Genomic DNA, 16,001 nt, shown 5'->3' with positions numbered 1-16,001 from the left:
CTTGGCCATCATTGACTTCCCGTATCTAAGCATCATCGTGAGTTTCTGAAGTCTGTTTAAATTGATGGGCATCAATATGACCTACCTCACATATTGCATTTTCACACTGAATGGTCACATGATTTAATTGGTAATTTTTTGCCAGCATTAATTGTGCCGCATCCAGAACTTTTTGCCAATCTGTGGTAGTAACTACCAAGTGGGCAGTCAAAGTATGTTTACCGCTGGTGATTGACCATACATGCAAATCATGGACGCCTGTGACTTTATCCAGTGCCTTTAAATCTGCTTCAATAGAATCCAGATTAATATCAGCAGGCACACCTTCGAGTAAGATATTCACACTGTCGCGCAAAAGTATCCATGTACGCGGCAATACCCAAAAGCCGATAGCAACGGCAATGGCGCTATCTACCCATAACCAACTGGTAAACTTGATAACCAGTGCACCAATAATTACTCCTATTGATCCTAGTGCGTCGGCCAAAACTTCAAGATAAGCTCCCTTAACATTTAGGCTGTCTTTTTGACCACCCATTAGTAAAAACATAGCAACTACATTAATTAACAAGCCAAAAGCTGCAATCACCAGCATGCCCGTTGAGTGAATTTCGGGAGGGTTTTGAAAACGTACCCATGCTTCATAAAGAATATAAAAAGCCACGGCAAATAGTAGTAACGCATTAAATGCTGCCGCTAGAATTTCAAAGCGGTGATAGCCAAAGGTACGCTTGCGGTCAGCTGGGCGTTTGGCTATCTGCATGGCCACTAAAGCAATTACCAAAGCAGTCACATCAGTAAACATATGTGCCGCATCAGACAACAACGCCAGACTCTGGGTGATAATGCCGCCTACCACTTCAACGATAAGAAACGATGCGGTCAGCCCCAAAGCCATCCATAAACGTTTGCTATTACCTTGACCAGTGGGAACGTGGCTATGATTATGGTTGCCGCTCATACGCCTTCTCCTCAGAAGAGCACTCTGTTGTTGGTTATAGATGAACTGTATAAATACTAATCTCTGCTTGCTCATGCCAGCATCTATTGGATACTGTCAACAAACTAAGTAATAAAAACCCTAGTAGTATTGAAAAAGCTGTTCGGTTATTTGGAGAAAAAATATAAATTGTCAGGGAGTAAGTATCCAAATAGAAAATACGCGACTCCTTTTTTAAATAAATAGAGGAGCACGAGTACGATAGAAGGAAAGGCTTGTCCTAGGACAAGCCTTTATTCAGTTGAGTATCTGAATATCCCTATATCTGTAACAGTTCCCTATTAGATTTATCTTCAATATCTTTTACCTTATCAGCACGGCTATTTATCCAACGGTATACCACCGGTAGGAAAAGCAGCGTTAACAGGGTAGAGGAAATAATTCCGCCTATCACCACAGTTGCCAGGGGACGCTGTACTTCTGCGCCAGTTCCTGTGGCTAGCGCCATTGGTACAAAACCCAGCGAAGCAACAAATGCCGTCATCAGCACAGGACGCAAACGCAAAATTGCGCCCTGCCAAGTGGCCTGATACACACTTAAACCATTCTCACGTAACTCACGAATAAAACTGAGCATGACCAAGCCATTTAAAACTGCAACACCTGACAGGGCAATAAATCCCACCCCGGCGGACATTGAAAATGGGATATCACGTAACCATAGAGCAACCACCCCACCAGTTAGGGCAAATGGTACACCGCTAAACACCAGTATACTGTCGCGAATATTACTAAATACTGCTATTAGCAGAGCAAACACTAGGAACAAAGCCAATGGCACTACAAGCTGCATACGCTTGCTGGCAGATTGCAGATTTTCAAACTGGCCACCATAGTCTACCCAGTAACCAGTTGGCAGCTGTACCTCACGCACAGCACTCTGTAAATCTGCTACAAAGGAACCAAGATCACGCCCGTTTACATTAGTGGTGACCACCACACGACGCTTGCCGTTTTCACGGCTCATCTGGCTGATGCCCAGTACTGTACGTACATCCGCGACTTGCGATAGTGCCACTACACCACCCGTATTTAGGCGGATAGGCAACTGTGCCAGCTGTTCCGGATTACGCATCTGATCATTTTGGCGAATCACTAAATCAAAACGGCGATCACCCTGTAAAATCTGTCCACCTATCGTACCACCAATGGCCGTAGCAACCGTATCCTGAATTTGCTTGGTATTTAGGCCATATAATGCAGCGGCATCTCGCTTGATTTCTATAGTAAGTAGAGGTAACCCGCTGGTTTGCTCTACTTTTACATCTGCTGCCCCATTAATCTGTCGTAGTTTGGCAGCAATAATTTCAGCCTGCTGGTTTAACACCTGCATATCATCACCAAAGATTTTCACACCCACATCACTACGAATACCAGAAATCAGCTCGTTAAAACGTAATTCAATCGGCTGGGAAAATTCACTGACAGCACCTACCTGATGTTCCACCACTTCCTGCAAGCGCTCACGCAGCTCAGGTAAGGTTTGCTGCTGGTCTGGCCACTCACTTTTCGGTTTTAGCATGATGTAACCATCAGAAATATTTGGCGGCATTACATCAGTTGCCACCTCAGCCGTACCCGTACGAGCAAAAATCCGGTCAATTTCCGGGAACTGCTTTAACAGTGCAGCTTCCATTCTCTCCTGCATACGCAGCGACTCTTCGAGTGAAGTACTAGGCGCACGCATGGATTGCAAAGCAAAATCTCCCTCACTTAAAGTGGGTGCAAATTCACTACCTAACTTAGTCGCTATTAAACCAGTAAGTAACAGGATTGCTAATGCCACTACTACCATGACATTTTTAAAGGCATAGGCATTATTTAAAGTGCTCAAATACCAACGCTTTAAGGTACGCATTACCCGATTCTCTTTTTCCTCAACTTTACCCGTAATAAACAGAGCCACAGCAGCTGGTACAAAAGTTACAGATAAAATCATGGCACCTATTAGCGCAATCACGACGGTCATTGCCATCGGGTGAAATAGCTTGGCCTCTACGCCAGTCAAGGCAAAAATTGGCAGATATACTACAAGGATAATCAATTGTCCAAAAATCAGTGGTCGGCGTGCCTGCTTAGCCGCTAGAAAAACCTGAGTAAACCGTTCCTGCCGAGTTAGTAGGCGTCCTTGACGATGCTGTTCTTCGGCCAGACGGCGAATGCAGTTTTCAACAATTACTACAGCACCATCAATAATGATGCCAAAATCCAGCGCACCCAGACTCATCAGGTTAGCACTAATGTTCTGCTGCACCATGCCAGTCAAAGTAAACAGCATGGATAGCGGGATTACACAGGCAGTAATAATTGCTGCGCGAATATTGCCTAAAAACAGGAATAATACTGCAATAACTAAAATAGCCCCTTCAATCAGGTTTTTCTGAACCGTAGCAATCGCTTTATCTACCAGGGTGGTACGGTTATAAACGGTGTCTAAAACTACCCCTTTGGGTAGGCTACGCTTTACCTCCTGAATCTTTTCATCCACCGCCTGAGACACTACCCGGCTGTTAGCACCCATCATCATCATGGCAGTACCAAGCACGGTTTCCTGGCCATTCATCGTCGCAGCTCCAGTGCGCAAATCATGTCCAATGCTAACCGTGGCTACATCGGATACCTTAATGGGAATACCATTTTTTTGGCTCACCACAACATCGCCAATATCCAGCAGACTCCCTAACTGGCCAGGTACTCGCACCGTCAGTTGCTGGCCATTCTCATCAACAAAGCCTGCACCGCGGTTTTCATTATTCAGACTTAAAGCAATACGGATATCTTCAATACCCAAGTCATAACCTTGCAGTGCATTGAAGTTCGGCTGCACTAAATACTGCTTGGTGAAACCACCAATAGTGTTTATCTCTGCCACACCAGGTACACGCTGTAGCTGCGGACGTACGACCCAGTCCTGTACTTCACGCAAGTCTGCTGGCGTATAAGCTGTACCATCAGCTTTTTTAGCATCAGGTGCCGCACTAAGAGTCCATAAATAAATTTCACCTAAACCCGTGGAAATAGGTGACATGATGGGTTCAATGCCTTCGGGCATCTGACTTTTGGCTTCCTGCAAACGCTGGTTAATCAGTTGACGTGCCCAATAAATATCGGTGCCGTCCTCAAAAACAATAGTGACCTGTGATAGACCATAACGTGAAATAGAGCGGGTTAATTCCAGTTGAGGAAGCCCCGCCATCACTCGCTCAATGGGATAGGTAATGCGTTGCTCGGCTTCCAGTGCAGTGAAACCGGGGGCAGCACTGTTAATTTGTACCTGTACATTAGTGATGTCCGGTACGGCATCAATGGGCAGCTTCTGGTAACTCATTATGCCAATGGCTACCAGTCCCAGTATCAGTAGCATTACCCAGCCTCGCAAATGGATAGAAGTCTGGATAATCCGGTCAAACCACCCCTCTAACTTAATCTGATTCTCCTGCTTATTAGGTGAGTCTTTTGCCGAATTGTTCAAAGAAGCTTGTTGTGCATTATTTGCACTGTCATTATCAGTGATCATGCTCAGCCTCGCCCTTTTCTAGTTCAGATTTCAGGATAAAACTGCCTTCAGAGACATAAGCTTCTCCCTGCTTCAAACCATTTGTAATAGCAATCCACTGACGGTCAGTACTTTCAGCGCCTACAGTTACCGGATGGGGCGAAAAGTGTGCGCCTTCCTTATTCTTTTCAGCCACAAACACGACATCTCTACCTTCCACCTGCTGCACTGCTGTACGTTTTACCAAAACTTGGGCAGCTTGATCCATTGCCTGTTGCTGAACTTGAACATTGACCAGCATATTTGGACGTAGCCGCATGTTGCTATTGTCAACCAATGCACGAGCCACTAGCCGGCCAGTCTGGATGTCGGCACTTGGGGTCAAGGTCATCAATTTGGCTTTAAAGCCTTGCTGGTTTGCAGAGGTACTAAAACTCACGCTAGCTTGCTGGTTAAAGCGCTGCATCATTTGATCAGCAATTTGGGCAGGCACCACAAACTCAAGCCATAATTGATCCAGACGGTCAATCAGAAATAACTGGGTAGCTGTTTGTACATTTTCACCGACCACCACATCCTTACTGTTAATCACACCATTAATAGGTGATTTGAGGTCAAAACGCCCGGCACTCTGGCTGGCTGCGCCATAAGCATTAATCCGCGACTTAGCAGCACTCACTTCAATTTGTGCCTGCTTAAACTGATTTTCAGCCAGCAAATAATCCTGCTTGGCAGAAATCCCTTTTTGCCACAAACTTTTCTCACGCTGATAATTACTTTTTGCCAACTCTAGCTGCGATTGCATCATACGAATATTAGCCTGCAAATCCACCAACTCAGGTACCAGTAAGGTTGCCAAAGGCTGACCTTTTTTCACGTATTGCCCGGTTTGTACATATACCGCTTCTACTCGTCCAGTAAAGTTAGGGGAAATATGCGCTTGCTGGTCGGCATTCACCAATAAGCGTCCAGGGATGCTGACATTACGGTTAATACTACCTATACCGGCAGCTTCAATTTTAATCTGCTGACTGGCAATCTGAGCGTTACTTAACTCAATATCCTCCGAAGCCTCATGCGCATGTTCTGACTCTTCAGCATGCCCCTCATGACCTACTTCCTTATCTTTCCCCTTAGTAATTTCCGTTTTTGTTTCGGTCTCCACCTCTTTTTTACTATCGGCACTATCAGCGAACATCAGGAAAATAGCAATCACGGCAGTGATAGCAATAATTGCCAGAATCAGAAAAATTTGTTTTTTACTATTGGTGTGTGGTGTATTCATACTTATTCCCCTGTACCCATAAGCGGTATAGAAAGTGTGTCCTGCCATAATTGAAGCTGGCTGTTATCCATGTAATTGGCATCGTTCATATCAAATTCGCCTGATAGCCCAAGACTGATAGCTTGCATTTGCAGGGACAATTGCCATGCCTGACTCAATAGTTGCAGTTGATTAAACTGGATTGTCTGATACTCCCGGGTAGCCTGCTGCACCTCAGTTACCGAGAATTTGCCTACCTCAAAGCCCTCTAAGGTTTTTTGCTGAATAGATTTAGCCAGTGGCAATTGATGCTGCTGTAACTGCTGATACTGACTCGACAATGCATTCAAACGAATTAGCCCAGCCTGAATTTGCTGCTCACGCAAAGATACGTTATAACGCTGCTGATCCATACTGATATGGCTTAGTGCTTGAGTAGCTTGTATTATGCCCTGATTGCGGTTAAATACCGGAATAGGCATAGACACACCAAGGGTTAAACGATTGTCCATATCATTTTGCATAGAGGGTATGCGAGTCTGGTTAATGCCTAAACTGACAGTGGGTTGTGGTTTTGACTGAGCTTTAGCCAACACAAGGCGAGCTTGTGCCTGTTTTTGCTGTTGCTGCAATAATTGCTGCTGTGGGCTATCCTGTAGTATGGAAACATTTAATCCGGCTTCATCAAGTTCAGGCCATATATTATTGCTCGTGAGTGCAGCAGTACTGATAAAAACAGGCTGAGTATTACCCCATAATCTTGCTAACTGAAACCGCACCTCTTTTATACCAGCTTGAGCCATAGCCAATTGAGTCAACACTTGCTGATGTGCAATGAGCACGCGAGAATACTCGACTTCGGCGATGCGACCGGCTTCTAGGCGACGTTTTGCAGCTTGCTCACTAGCCTCACTTAGGCGACTCTGTGCTTGTATCAATTGCAATTGCCGCTCTGCCTGCGCAACACGCCAATATGCAGCAGTAACAGCCAGTTTTAACTGCGCCTGATACGCCAATTGTCTGGTTGCCTCGCTATCTAAAGTAATAGTTGCCAGCTTTTTCTTAGCAGAACGAACACCAAACAAATCCAGTTTTTGTGAAACAGCAAAGCTCCGTTCTTGTTCAACGGTACTTTTAAAACCAGTTTGCTCAAAAGATATTTCAGGATTCTGCCATAAGCTACTTTGCTTAAGATTGCCCTCAGCAATTTCTAGCCGGCTCTGCCACAAGGTCTGAAGTGGCTGATATTGCTGCGCCAATTGAATGGCTTGATCCAGCGTTAAAACTGCCCGGTTTTCCTGTAAGCCTACAGCGGGAGCCTGAGTGGTTAAGATTGCAGCTGGTGCATTTTCAGCCCAGAGGGGAGTGCTGATTAATGTCAGTGAGGTGATACACAGGACATATTTAGCCTGCTTAAAAAGATTAAAATAGAACATAACTCTGCCTATATCTCAATTCATGAAAAACGGTGAGCAAATGCATCGTTAAATGATATATTTACTTACCAGTGATGGATTGATACTTAGACAGACCATAAAGGAGGTTCAGGTTGCTCCAGAACAGGAGATTGATATAAAATGGAAGGTTCATAAGGGAAATCAATAGAAAGCATAACTTGGCTAGCTGAAAGAGCTAATGATTCCTTCTGCTCAATAGCTTGATGGTTAATATTTAGATGATCACTGTGAGTAGCAAAATTTGTTTTATGCTTTGGCGTTTTATGAGTTATTTTAAGATTACAGGTAGGATGATGTCCCCAATGCCATATTGAAATGGCTTCATTTTCATGTTGACAAAATACAGCCGCCGCACTCCAGGATGCCTGAAACGGCAATGTTATCATTAGCAAAAGAATTAAAAATTTTTTCATAGGAGTAATTTAATTAGTAACCCAAATTCTGAGCATTACTCTCCTCTTCCTGTTTATAAATGAGTAGGATTCTCAAGTAAACACTCTATAGCTACTATAGAGTCAAGTACTAACTGACTAATTAAGGATTGGTTATCAGTTGCGATAACTCACGTAAAACACCGCATGTGTCTGTAGTACGTGATCCTGAGCATTGACCACGTAAAAAAACAAGTTGTTCTTTTAGTTTTAGTTGGATTTGAATATAGGACTCGACCCGCTCAATATGCTGATCAAGTAACTCATTTACTCGATCACAGGTTCGCTGAGGCCAGTCCTTATAATTAAGAAGATTCTTAATATCCTCAAGTGACATATTTAATGCTCGACAATGACGGATAAACTGTAAACGCTCAACAAGCGTTTCATCATACAACCGGTAATTATTATCACCCCGCTGCGGTGGCGGCAATAATCCCTCATTTTCATAAAAGCGGATAGTCACTACAGGACAGTCAGTACGTTTAGCCAGTTCACCTATTTTAATAGTCATAGCACTTCAACTTTGGTGTCATTAAACCTTGACTCTATAGTAGCTATAGGGATTTTAATATGCAATAAGTGAAAATAGGACTATAGGCATATCTATGAGTGGTTGCAGCTGTAATAAAGAAAATTCTTGCAACGATACTAAGTTAGAATCTGATCAATCTGAAACTGCATCTTGCAATAAATTAGATCAATCTATTGAAAAAACGAATAAATCTTGTTGCAGTAAGAATACGGATCATGAATCAAAAAGTGCTATTGAAATAGACACTTGTAGTATTAACCAGTCTTGTTCAACAAAAACCCAATCATGTTGTGGTACAGATATGATTGATCAACTAGAGAATACTAATAAGGATACAAATAGCGGGAATTTCATTAGTGATTACACTATTCCAAAAATGGATTGTTCTGCTGAAGAACAAATGGTGCGAATGGCTTTAGCACCTTTGGGTGAAGTAAAGGCCTTGGTTTTTGATCTTCCAAATAGAAAATTAAAAGTATTTCATACAGATGGTCTTTTAGAAATAACATCAAAGCTTGAAGCTCTCGGTTTCGGTGCGAAGCTTGAAAGTACGACTGAATCAACGGGCACATTACCTGACAGCTCTGATCCGACAAAACAAGCTAAAGTTTTAAAAGTTCTTCTCGCAATCAATGCTGTGCTTTTTTTCATTGAATTTATAAGTGGCATTATCGCAGCATCTACAGGGTTAATAGCAGATTCTCTCGATATGTTCGCTGACGCTGCTGTTTATGGCATTGCACTTTATGCGGTTGGAAAGGCAGCAAAATATCAAATAAAAGCAGCTCACTTTGCAGGATGGATTCAGTTATTGCTAGCCCTAATCGTTATTGTTGATGTAATCAGACGATTTATACTTGGTAGTGAACCCGAATCAGATTTGATGATTATTATCGGTTTCTTAGCACTCATTGCAAATGTGACGTGTCTGTATCTTATTTCTGGGCATAAAGATAGTGGTGCTCATATGAAAGCAAGTTGGATTTTTTCAGCAAATGACGTCATTGTGAATATGGGAGTAATTATTGCTGGCGTATTAGTTGCATGGACAGGTTCTGCTTACCCTGATTTGATTATCGGGATAATAGTCTCCTTTTTCGTACTGAATGGTGCTCGAAAAATTTTAGCATTGAAATAGGATGATTAATCGTGAACTTATTTCAAGTGAAGCAAAAGCAGTTTGTAAAAATTATTGATCTCAAAAAGGGGAATCAATGTAACGATAACAAAGATCCTGTACTTGAGCGGCTTGAGTTATTGGGTTTTAGGGTTGGTGAATCTCTACAAGTTCTTGAAAAAGGTCTGTTCGGTGGTGATCCGATCTTAGTTCAAATCGAAACATCACGCTTTGCACTAAGAAAAAATGAAGCTGAACGAATTTTTGTAGAGATCATAAATGAACACTAAAAATATTGCACTTATTGGCAATCCCAATTGCGGTAAAACTTCACTATTTAATACTCTCACTGGTACTCGCCAAAAAGTTGCAAACTATGCAGGTGTTACTGTTGAACGCAAGGAAGGTTTTTTTAAATTACCTTCAGGTGATGCAGTTCGAGTTTTAGATTTGCCCGGGACTTATAGTTTAAAACCGAGCAGTTTAGATGAAGAAGTAACAAGGGCTGTTTGCTTCGGTGAACTCAAAGGTGAAGTTATTCCTGATATTTTTGTATGCGTGGTCGATGCTACGAATCTTCATCTTCATTTAAGTCTTGTATTGGAAGTTAGGGCTTTAAATAGACCAATGTTACTCGTCTTGAATATGATGGATGAAGTTAGAAAGCGTGGGATTTCCATTGATACTTCGAAGTTATCTCAGCTTTTAGGCATTCCTATTGTTGAGTCTGTCGCAGTAAAAACAAAAGGCATTCAGAGTCTATTGGATCAATTGGATCAAAAGAAGTCATTTACTGCGCCTTATCACTCTGCTCTAAGTCATTTCGATCAAATCAAATATATTACTAAACAAGTCATTCTAAAAAATGACAATGGTGATAAGCGAACTGCTTTTTTAGATAAAATATTTTTACATCCAATTTTTGGATTATTAATACTGACACTCACTATGTTTGTAATGTTTCAAGCCGTTTTCATTTGGGCGCAACCATTCATAGCACTTATTGAAGACTCTATAGCTTGGCTAAGTGGTGCAGTTGGATCTTTGATTTCCTATCCATTATTAAGAAGTTTGATTGTTGATGGTGTTATTGCAGGTGCAGGTAGTGTGCTTGCCTATATGCCTCAAATTCTTATCTTATTTTTCTTTATTTTAATTTTGGAAGAGTCAGGTTACTTGCCTAGAGCTGCTTTTTTGTTAGATAAATTAATGTCTAAAGCAGGTTTAAGTGGGCGCTCATTTATTCCATTACTTTCAAGTTTTGCTTGTGCCATTCCAGGAATTATGGCGACTAGAAGTATCAGTTCTGAAAGAGATCGTTTGGCAACGATTATGATTGCGCCATTGATGACATGCTCTGCTCGATTACCTGTATATGCATTATTGATAGCAGCATTCATTCCAAACAAATTAGTTTATGGCTGGCTAAGTTTGCAGGGTTTAGTTCTGTTTGGGCTTTACATGTCAGGAATTGTATCGGCTTTATTGGTTTCTTTATTTTTAAAATTAGTTAGGCAAGATAAAACTGAAAGTATTTTCATTTTTGAATTACCAACATATCGTATTCCAGATATTAGAAATGTGGCTTTGGGTCTTTATGATAGAGCAACTATTTTCTTAAAGAGAGTGGGTGGAATTATTGTCGCACTGTCTGTTTTGCTATGGTTCTTAGTGACTTTCCCTCAACCACCTGATAATGCAACTATGCCTGCGATTAACTATAGTCTTGCTGGGCAGTTAGGGCATATTATTCATCCAATTTTTGCTCCGATTGGTTTTACATGGGAAATATGTATCGCATTAATTCCTGCGATGGCAGCTAGAGAAGTTGTGATCGCAGCATTAGGTGTAATCTATGCTATGTCGGGTGATGAAGATGCCGTGACTCAAAGTTTACTCAGTCAAATTTCAGGATCTGATGGTTGGGGACTTGCAACAGGCATGTCACTACTAGTGTGGTTTATCTTTGCCCCCCATTGTCTTGCAACATTAGCAACAATCCGTCGAGAAACAGGTAGTTGGAAACAACCAATTATAATGGCTGTTTATCTCTTCTCATTGGCTTATCTATTTTCTTTTATAACTTATCAAGTTATTAGTCGTTTAATGGTTAATTGAAGATGAGTACGATGGAAATCAATGTTACATGCGGTGGCGAAGTGAGAAAACATGCCTAATACCATGCAAACGAATTCAACCAAAAATGGCGTATTTCAGTTTTATCTTCATAACTTGGTTTGGCTTGGGCTTGCTGTCCTTGCCATTGTTTTAGATCAATGGACAAAATTGATTGCTTTAACGAAAATTCCTCATGTAGATTTACCATGTCAAGAGGACGTAGAAAAAATTTGTGCTTATTCTGATTCTATCCAGGTTCTTCCACATATTTTTGATTGGACGTTAGCATATAACCATGGGGCAGCTTTTAGCTTATTATCCGATGCAGGGGGTTGGCAACGTTATTTATTTACAGGTTTAGCAAGTGTTGTTTCCCTGCTCTTTATTTTTTGGCTGATGCGTATACCAAAGAGATTGATCATTTTACCCATCGCTGTTTCACTGATTTTAGGTGGTGCAATTGGTAATTTAATTAACCGCATAACTTTAGGTTATGTAATTGATTTTATACATATCCATTATGAAAAAACTTGGAGTTTTCCTGTATTTAATTTGGCAGATAGTTCAATTACTTTAGGTGTGATTTTTTTGTTAATTGACACGTTTTTTCTTGAAAAGAAACGTAGCCAAAGCATAGGTGTATAACAGATCCTATTTCTTAATCAGTTTATAGCAATTGGATAGATCCTTACTCTTGATGGATGCAGACTGTCCTGTCCTGTTTAGTGCTCAAAGCCTCTTACTACTTTTGAGTATCTTCTGGTTAAACAACTGCTTAATTATAAAAATTTTATTTCATCCTTATCATTTCTGCAAAAAATATAGAATTCTTTAAAGTGGAAAATTTTGATTACCGATTCTATTAATTATTCAGAATTCTTTGTTGTCGCAATTTGTCTAAAATAAAGTTTTAACTATCTTGAAAACTTATAAAATTATATTTACTTAATTCTATATTTCAAATATTATTGAATTATGGAAACTAAACATATCGTCGCTGCATTGGCAGCACTCGCCCAAGAATCCCGCCTCGCTATTTTCCGTCTATTGGTTCAAGCAGGGCCTGATGGCATGCCTGCTGGCCGTATTAGTGAATCTACTGGGATTGCCCCATCCTCCCTGTCTTTTCATCTTAAGGAAATGAGCCATGCTGACATGGTCACTTCAAGGCAAGAGGGGCGCTATGTCATCTATAGTGCCAATTTTGACACCATGAATACCTTGCTGGCTTATCTCACCGAAAACTGTTGTAACGGCGTTCCCTGCACGCCAGAGATGGGGTGCGACCTCAACCAGACCTGAAAATTTTCAGGGGTTATTATCAGGAAATAAGTATGTCCCTAGATCATGCGGTGGATAAGCGCTTTAACGTTTTAATTTTATGCACCGGTAACTCAGCACGCAGCATTATGGCTGAGGCTATTTTCAACAGTTTACCCGACCAAAAATTTCAGGCTTACAGTGCTGGCAGTGATCCCACTGGCGTGATTAATCCCTATGTCATTGAGTTGGTGCAATCCATTGGTTATCCCACTGAAAACCTACGCAGTAAAAGCTGGGATGAGTTTAGTCAGGCCAATGCACCGCATATGGATTTTATTTTTACCGTTTGTGATAAAGCGGCTGGCCAGACTTGTCCAGTGTGGCCGGGTCAACCCATTTCAGCACACTGGGGTTTAGAAGATCCTGCCCGCTTTGAGGGTAATCCTGCCGAGACACGTAAATATTTCTTAAAGACTTTTCACCAGTTGCGCAATCGTATCCAGATTTTTGCAGCCTTACCCTTGCATACGCTTGAACGCACTTCCTTACAACAGGAATTAAATCAAATCGGGCAACTAACCCTGAGTCCAGAATATGACTAATTCTAAAACTGTGGTGATTTACCATAACCCCAATTGTGGTACCTCACGCAATACACTAGCACTGATCCGTAATACCGGTATTGAACCTGAGATTATTGAATATCTGAATAACCCGCCAAGTCGGGAACAACTGGTGACCCTTATCGCAGGGACAGGCCTAAGTATTCGGGAAGTGCTACGCAAAAATGTTGAGCCATACATCCAGCTTAATCTGGATGATCCGGTATGGACTGATGATCAGCTGCTTGATGCCATGCTTCAGCATCCGATCCTGATTAACCGGCCCATTGTGGTGACTGAACTGGGCATTCGCCTGTGTCGGCCTTCTGAAGTAGTACTGGATATTTTGCCACTGCCTCAATTAAATGCCTTTACCAAGGAAGATGGTGAACGGGTCATTAATGCGGAGGGCAACCGTGTCAACTAAGCCGCATGAGTTACCCAGTCTGGATACTGACCTGTTGCTGGCACCCACCAAGCTACAGGTTGAAACAGATCAGGCGCTGAGTCACCCACCACGTATTTTGATTTTATATGGTTCATTGCGTAAGCGCTCCTATAGCCGTTTTCTGGCATTAGAAGCACAACGCCTGCTGGAATACATGGGCTGTGAGGTTAAGGTATTCCATGCCGATGGCTTGCCTTTACCAGATAGTGAGGATGAAAGCCACGTTAAGGTACAGGAGCTGCGCAGTCTGGCCTTATGGTCAGAAGGCATGGTGTGGTGTACTCCGGAGCGACATGGTGCCATGACCGGCATCATGAAAAGCCAGATTGACTGGATTCCATTATCACAGGGTGCGGTACGACCCACACAGGGCAAGACTCTGGCACTGCTGCAGGTGAGTGGTGGCTCGCAATCATTTAATGCAGTAAACCAGCTACGCATTTTAGGCCGCTGGATGCGCATGTTTACCATTCCCAATCAATCCTCGGTTCCCAAGGCATTCTTGGAGTTTGATGACGCAGGACGGATGAAGCCGTCAGCCCTGTATGACCGGGTGGTTGATGTGATGGAAGAGCTGGTGAAATTTACCCTGTTGCTGCGTGGTCGTCAGGATTATCTGGTAGATCGTTATTCGGAACGCAAAGAGTCTGCCGAAGAACTGTCAAAACGGGTTAATCAAAAAAGTATTTAAGTTTTCTATGTTTAAATAATTATCTTGGGGAAATCCATGGGTCAAAAAATCTGGAATGTATTGGTGCTGTGCACGGGTAACTCGGCACGTAGCATCATGGGCGAAGCCTTAATCAATGTGCTGGGTCAAGGCCGTTTTAAAGCCTATAGCGCAGGTAGCCAGCCCATGGGCCGGGTCAATCCCTTCGCGGTTGAACAGGCGCAAACCATAGGTTATGACACCTCAACGGTACGCAGCAAAAGCTGGGATGAATTCAGCCAGCCTGATTCAATAGTGATGGATATTGTGATGACCGTATGTGATAGCGCAGCGGGTGAAAGCTGTCCTCTGTGGCGTGGTAGCCCCATCAAAGTTCACTGGGGTTTTGCTGATCCCTCGCATGTGAATGGCAGCGATGATGATAAGCGCGCTGCCTTTGCGATTACTTTTGCGCAAATTCGTAAAAAAGTAGAAGCCCTCATGCAGTTACCAATTGATCAGCTAACTACTGAGCAACTGAACAATGAATTACAGGCCATTAGCGATGCAGACGTTTAACAGGATATAAGCCATGAGCATTTTTGAGCGCTACCTGACAGTCTGGGTTTTCCTATGCATTATCGTTGGTATTGCATTAGGCCAATTTTTTCCGAGTTTGTTTCAAGCCATTGGCCATATGGAAATTGCCAAGGTCAACCTACCCGTGGGTTTGCTGATTTGGGTGATGATTATTCCCATGTTGCTTAAAGTAGATTTTTCTGCATTAACCGATGTGCGCCATCATGTGAAAGGTATTGGCGTAACGCTGTTTATTAACTGGCTGGTGAAGCCATTTTCCATGGCATTTCTGGCTTGGCTTTTTATTCGTCATATCTTTGCACCGTGGCTACCAGCCGAACAGCTTGATAGTTATATTGCCGGACTCATTTTACTGGCAGCGGCGCCCTGTACCGCGATGGTGTTTGTCTGGAGTCGGCTGACCAATGGCGATCCGCTGTTTACACTGTCCCAAGTGGCATTGAATGATGCCATTATGGTGGTGGCCTTTGCGCCTATTGTGGCTTTACTGCTGGGCTTGTCGGCCATTATTGTGCCTTGGGATACGTTGATTACCTCCGTTGTGCTTTACATTATCGTACCCGTCATCATTGCCCAGCTCTTACGCAAGGTATTATTAAAAAAAGGCCAAGCCAGTTTTGATCGTGCGATGGAAATGATTAGTCCGTGGTCGATTACTGCTTTACTGGCAACGCTGGTTTTACTGTTTGCCTTTCAGGGTCAGGCGATTATTGAGCAACCGCTGGTCATTGCCTTGCTGGCAGTGCCGATTCTCATTCAGGTGATTTTTAATTCATCACTGGCTTACTGGCTCAACCGGGCTGTGGGTGAAAAGCACAATATTGCCTGCCCTTCAGCCTTAATTGGTGCATCCAATTTCTTTGAGCTGGCAGTTGCCGCGGCGATTAGCCTGTTTGGTTTTCATTCTGGTGCAGCATTAGCCACCGTAGTTGGTGTATTGATTGAAGTACCCCTGATGCTATTGGTGGTACGGGTGGTCAATCAAACCAAAGGCTGGTACGAAAGAGGTTAAAAGTAATTG

The 16,001-nt window shown here is 42.6% G+C and carries 16 protein-coding genes; 10 read left to right on the top strand and 6 right to left on the bottom strand.

The features are described from left to right. Positions 1–25: 25 nt before the first annotated feature. The 6 genes from Q337_RS17790 to cadR all read right to left on the bottom strand — a co-directional run bounded on the left by Q337_RS17790 (position 26) and on the right by cadR (position 8,162). Positions 26–961 (bottom strand): cation diffusion facilitator family transporter, encoded by a 936-nt coding sequence (locus Q337_RS17790; RefSeq protein WP_084494846.1) that lies wholly within the window; start codon positions 959–961, stop codon positions 26–28. A 298-nt stretch (positions 962–1,259) separates the two neighbouring features. After that, positions 1,260–4,517, bottom strand: coding sequence for an efflux RND transporter permease subunit (locus Q337_RS0113105; RefSeq protein ID WP_084494845.1), 3,258 nt, complete (start codon positions 4,515–4,517; stop codon positions 1,260–1,262). Then, positions 4,507–5,781, bottom strand: coding sequence for an efflux RND transporter periplasmic adaptor subunit (locus tag Q337_RS0113100; RefSeq protein ID WP_051526881.1), 1,275 nt, complete (start codon positions 5,779–5,781; stop codon positions 4,507–4,509). Before Q337_RS0113100 ends, Q337_RS0113105 begins: the two co-directional genes overlap by 11 nt. Before the next feature lie 2 nt (positions 5,782–5,783). After that, entirely contained in the window at positions 5,784–7,196 is a 1,413-nt protein-coding gene (locus tag Q337_RS0113095) for a TolC family protein (protein ID WP_026471973.1), read from the bottom strand. An 86-nt stretch (positions 7,197–7,282) separates the two neighbouring features. Continuing rightward, positions 7,283–7,630, bottom strand: coding sequence for a hypothetical protein (locus tag Q337_RS18860; protein WP_156935805.1), 348 nt, complete (start codon positions 7,628–7,630; stop codon positions 7,283–7,285). A 121-nt stretch (positions 7,631–7,751) separates the two neighbouring features. Further along, positions 7,752–8,162, bottom strand: coding sequence for a Cd(II)/Pb(II)-responsive transcriptional regulator (gene cadR / locus Q337_RS0113085; protein WP_026471972.1), 411 nt, complete (start codon positions 8,160–8,162; stop codon positions 7,752–7,754). Positions 8,163–8,256: 94 nt separating this feature from the next. On the opposite strand from cadR, the gene Q337_RS0113080 reads away from it, so the two are divergent. From Q337_RS0113080 to arsB, 10 genes are all read left to right on the top strand, one after another. After that, positions 8,257–9,321, top strand: coding sequence for a cation transporter (locus tag Q337_RS0113080; protein WP_034280373.1), 1,065 nt, complete (start codon positions 8,257–8,259; stop codon positions 9,319–9,321). Positions 9,322–9,332: 11 nt separating this feature from the next. Further along, entirely contained in the window at positions 9,333–9,590 is a 258-nt protein-coding gene (locus Q337_RS0113075; protein ID WP_026471970.1) for a FeoA family protein, read from the top strand. Then, entirely contained in the window at positions 9,580–11,418 is a 1,839-nt protein-coding gene (feoB, locus tag Q337_RS0113070) for a ferrous iron transporter B (RefSeq protein ID WP_026471969.1), read from the top strand. The genes Q337_RS0113075 and feoB overlap by 11 nt, the downstream gene beginning before the upstream one ends. A gap of 51 nt (positions 11,419–11,469) precedes the next feature. Further along, the gene (gene lspA / locus Q337_RS0113065; RefSeq protein ID WP_026471968.1) at positions 11,470–12,063 is read left to right on the top strand and encodes a signal peptidase II; all 594 of its coding nucleotides are present in this window, start codon (positions 11,470–11,472) and stop codon (positions 12,061–12,063) included. Between the two features lie 330 nt (positions 12,064–12,393). Beyond that, positions 12,394–12,720 carry an ArsR/SmtB family transcription factor gene (locus Q337_RS0113060; protein WP_026471967.1) on the top strand — a complete coding sequence of 109 codons (327 nt, stop codon included), beginning with the start codon at positions 12,394–12,396 and terminating at the stop codon, positions 12,718–12,720. 32 nt (positions 12,721–12,752) lie between these two features. Beyond that, the gene (locus Q337_RS0113055) at positions 12,753–13,283 is read left to right on the top strand and encodes an arsenate reductase ArsC (protein ID WP_034280370.1); all 531 of its coding nucleotides are present in this window, start codon (positions 12,753–12,755) and stop codon (positions 13,281–13,283) included. Next, positions 13,276–13,710, top strand: a complete 435-nt coding sequence (gene arsC, locus Q337_RS0113050; protein WP_026471965.1) for an arsenate reductase (glutaredoxin) — start codon at positions 13,276–13,278, stop codon at positions 13,708–13,710. Before Q337_RS0113055 ends, arsC begins: the two co-directional genes overlap by 8 nt. After that, positions 13,700–14,422 (top strand): arsenical resistance protein ArsH, encoded by a 723-nt coding sequence (gene arsH, locus Q337_RS0113045; RefSeq protein ID WP_026471964.1) that lies wholly within the window; start codon positions 13,700–13,702, stop codon positions 14,420–14,422. The genes arsC and arsH overlap by 11 nt, the downstream gene beginning before the upstream one ends. A gap of 36 nt (positions 14,423–14,458) precedes the next feature. Then, on the top strand, positions 14,459–14,959 hold the full coding sequence (locus tag Q337_RS0113040; protein ID WP_026471963.1) for an arsenate reductase ArsC: 501 nt from the start codon (positions 14,459–14,461) through the stop codon (positions 14,957–14,959). A gap of 13 nt (positions 14,960–14,972) precedes the next feature. Then, positions 14,973–15,992 carry an ACR3 family arsenite efflux transporter gene (gene arsB / locus Q337_RS0113035; protein ID WP_026471962.1) on the top strand — a complete coding sequence of 340 codons (1,020 nt, stop codon included), beginning with the start codon at positions 14,973–14,975 and terminating at the stop codon, positions 15,990–15,992. The last annotated feature ends 9 nt before the right edge of the window (positions 15,993–16,001 follow it).

Source organism: Alkanindiges illinoisensis DSM 15370 (genome assembly GCF_000619845.1).
Classification (GTDB): domain Bacteria; phylum Pseudomonadota; class Gammaproteobacteria; order Pseudomonadales; family Moraxellaceae; genus Alkanindiges; species Alkanindiges illinoisensis.
This window is presented reverse-complemented; position numbering and strand designations above follow the sequence as displayed.

Excerpts from the sequence above, each read along its gene's own strand:
- Q337_RS17790 (WP_084494846.1), bottom strand. The coding sequence starts at position 961 with ATGAGCGGCAACCATAATCATAGCCACGTTCCCACTGGTCAAGGTAAT.
- Q337_RS0113105 (WP_084494845.1), bottom strand. The coding sequence starts at position 4,517 with ATGATCACTGATAATGACAGTGCAAATAATGCACAACAAGCTTCTTTG.
- Q337_RS0113100 (WP_051526881.1), bottom strand. The coding sequence starts at position 5,781 with ATGAATACACCACACACCAATAGTAAAAAACAAATTTTTCTGATTCTG.
- Q337_RS0113095 (WP_026471973.1), bottom strand. The coding sequence starts at position 7,196 with ATGTTCTATTTTAATCTTTTTAAGCAGGCTAAATATGTCCTGTGTATC.
- Q337_RS18860 (WP_156935805.1), bottom strand. The coding sequence starts at position 7,630 with ATGAAAAAATTTTTAATTCTTTTGCTAATGATAACATTGCCGTTTCAG.
- cadR (WP_026471972.1), bottom strand. The coding sequence starts at position 8,162 with ATGACTATTAAAATAGGTGAACTGGCTAAACGTACTGACTGTCCTGTA.
- Q337_RS0113080 (WP_034280373.1), top strand. The coding sequence starts at position 8,257 with ATGAGTGGTTGCAGCTGTAATAAAGAAAATTCTTGCAACGATACTAAG.
- feoB (WP_026471969.1), top strand. The coding sequence starts at position 9,580 with ATGAACACTAAAAATATTGCACTTATTGGCAATCCCAATTGCGGTAAA.
- lspA (WP_026471968.1), top strand. The coding sequence starts at position 11,470 with ATGCCTAATACCATGCAAACGAATTCAACCAAAAATGGCGTATTTCAG.
- Q337_RS0113060 (WP_026471967.1), top strand. The coding sequence starts at position 12,394 with ATGGAAACTAAACATATCGTCGCTGCATTGGCAGCACTCGCCCAAGAA.
- Q337_RS0113055 (WP_034280370.1), top strand. The coding sequence starts at position 12,753 with ATGTCCCTAGATCATGCGGTGGATAAGCGCTTTAACGTTTTAATTTTA.
- arsC (WP_026471965.1), top strand. The coding sequence starts at position 13,276 with ATGACTAATTCTAAAACTGTGGTGATTTACCATAACCCCAATTGTGGT.
- Q337_RS0113040 (WP_026471963.1), top strand. The coding sequence starts at position 14,459 with ATGGGTCAAAAAATCTGGAATGTATTGGTGCTGTGCACGGGTAACTCG.
- arsB (WP_026471962.1), top strand. The coding sequence starts at position 14,973 with ATGAGCATTTTTGAGCGCTACCTGACAGTCTGGGTTTTCCTATGCATT.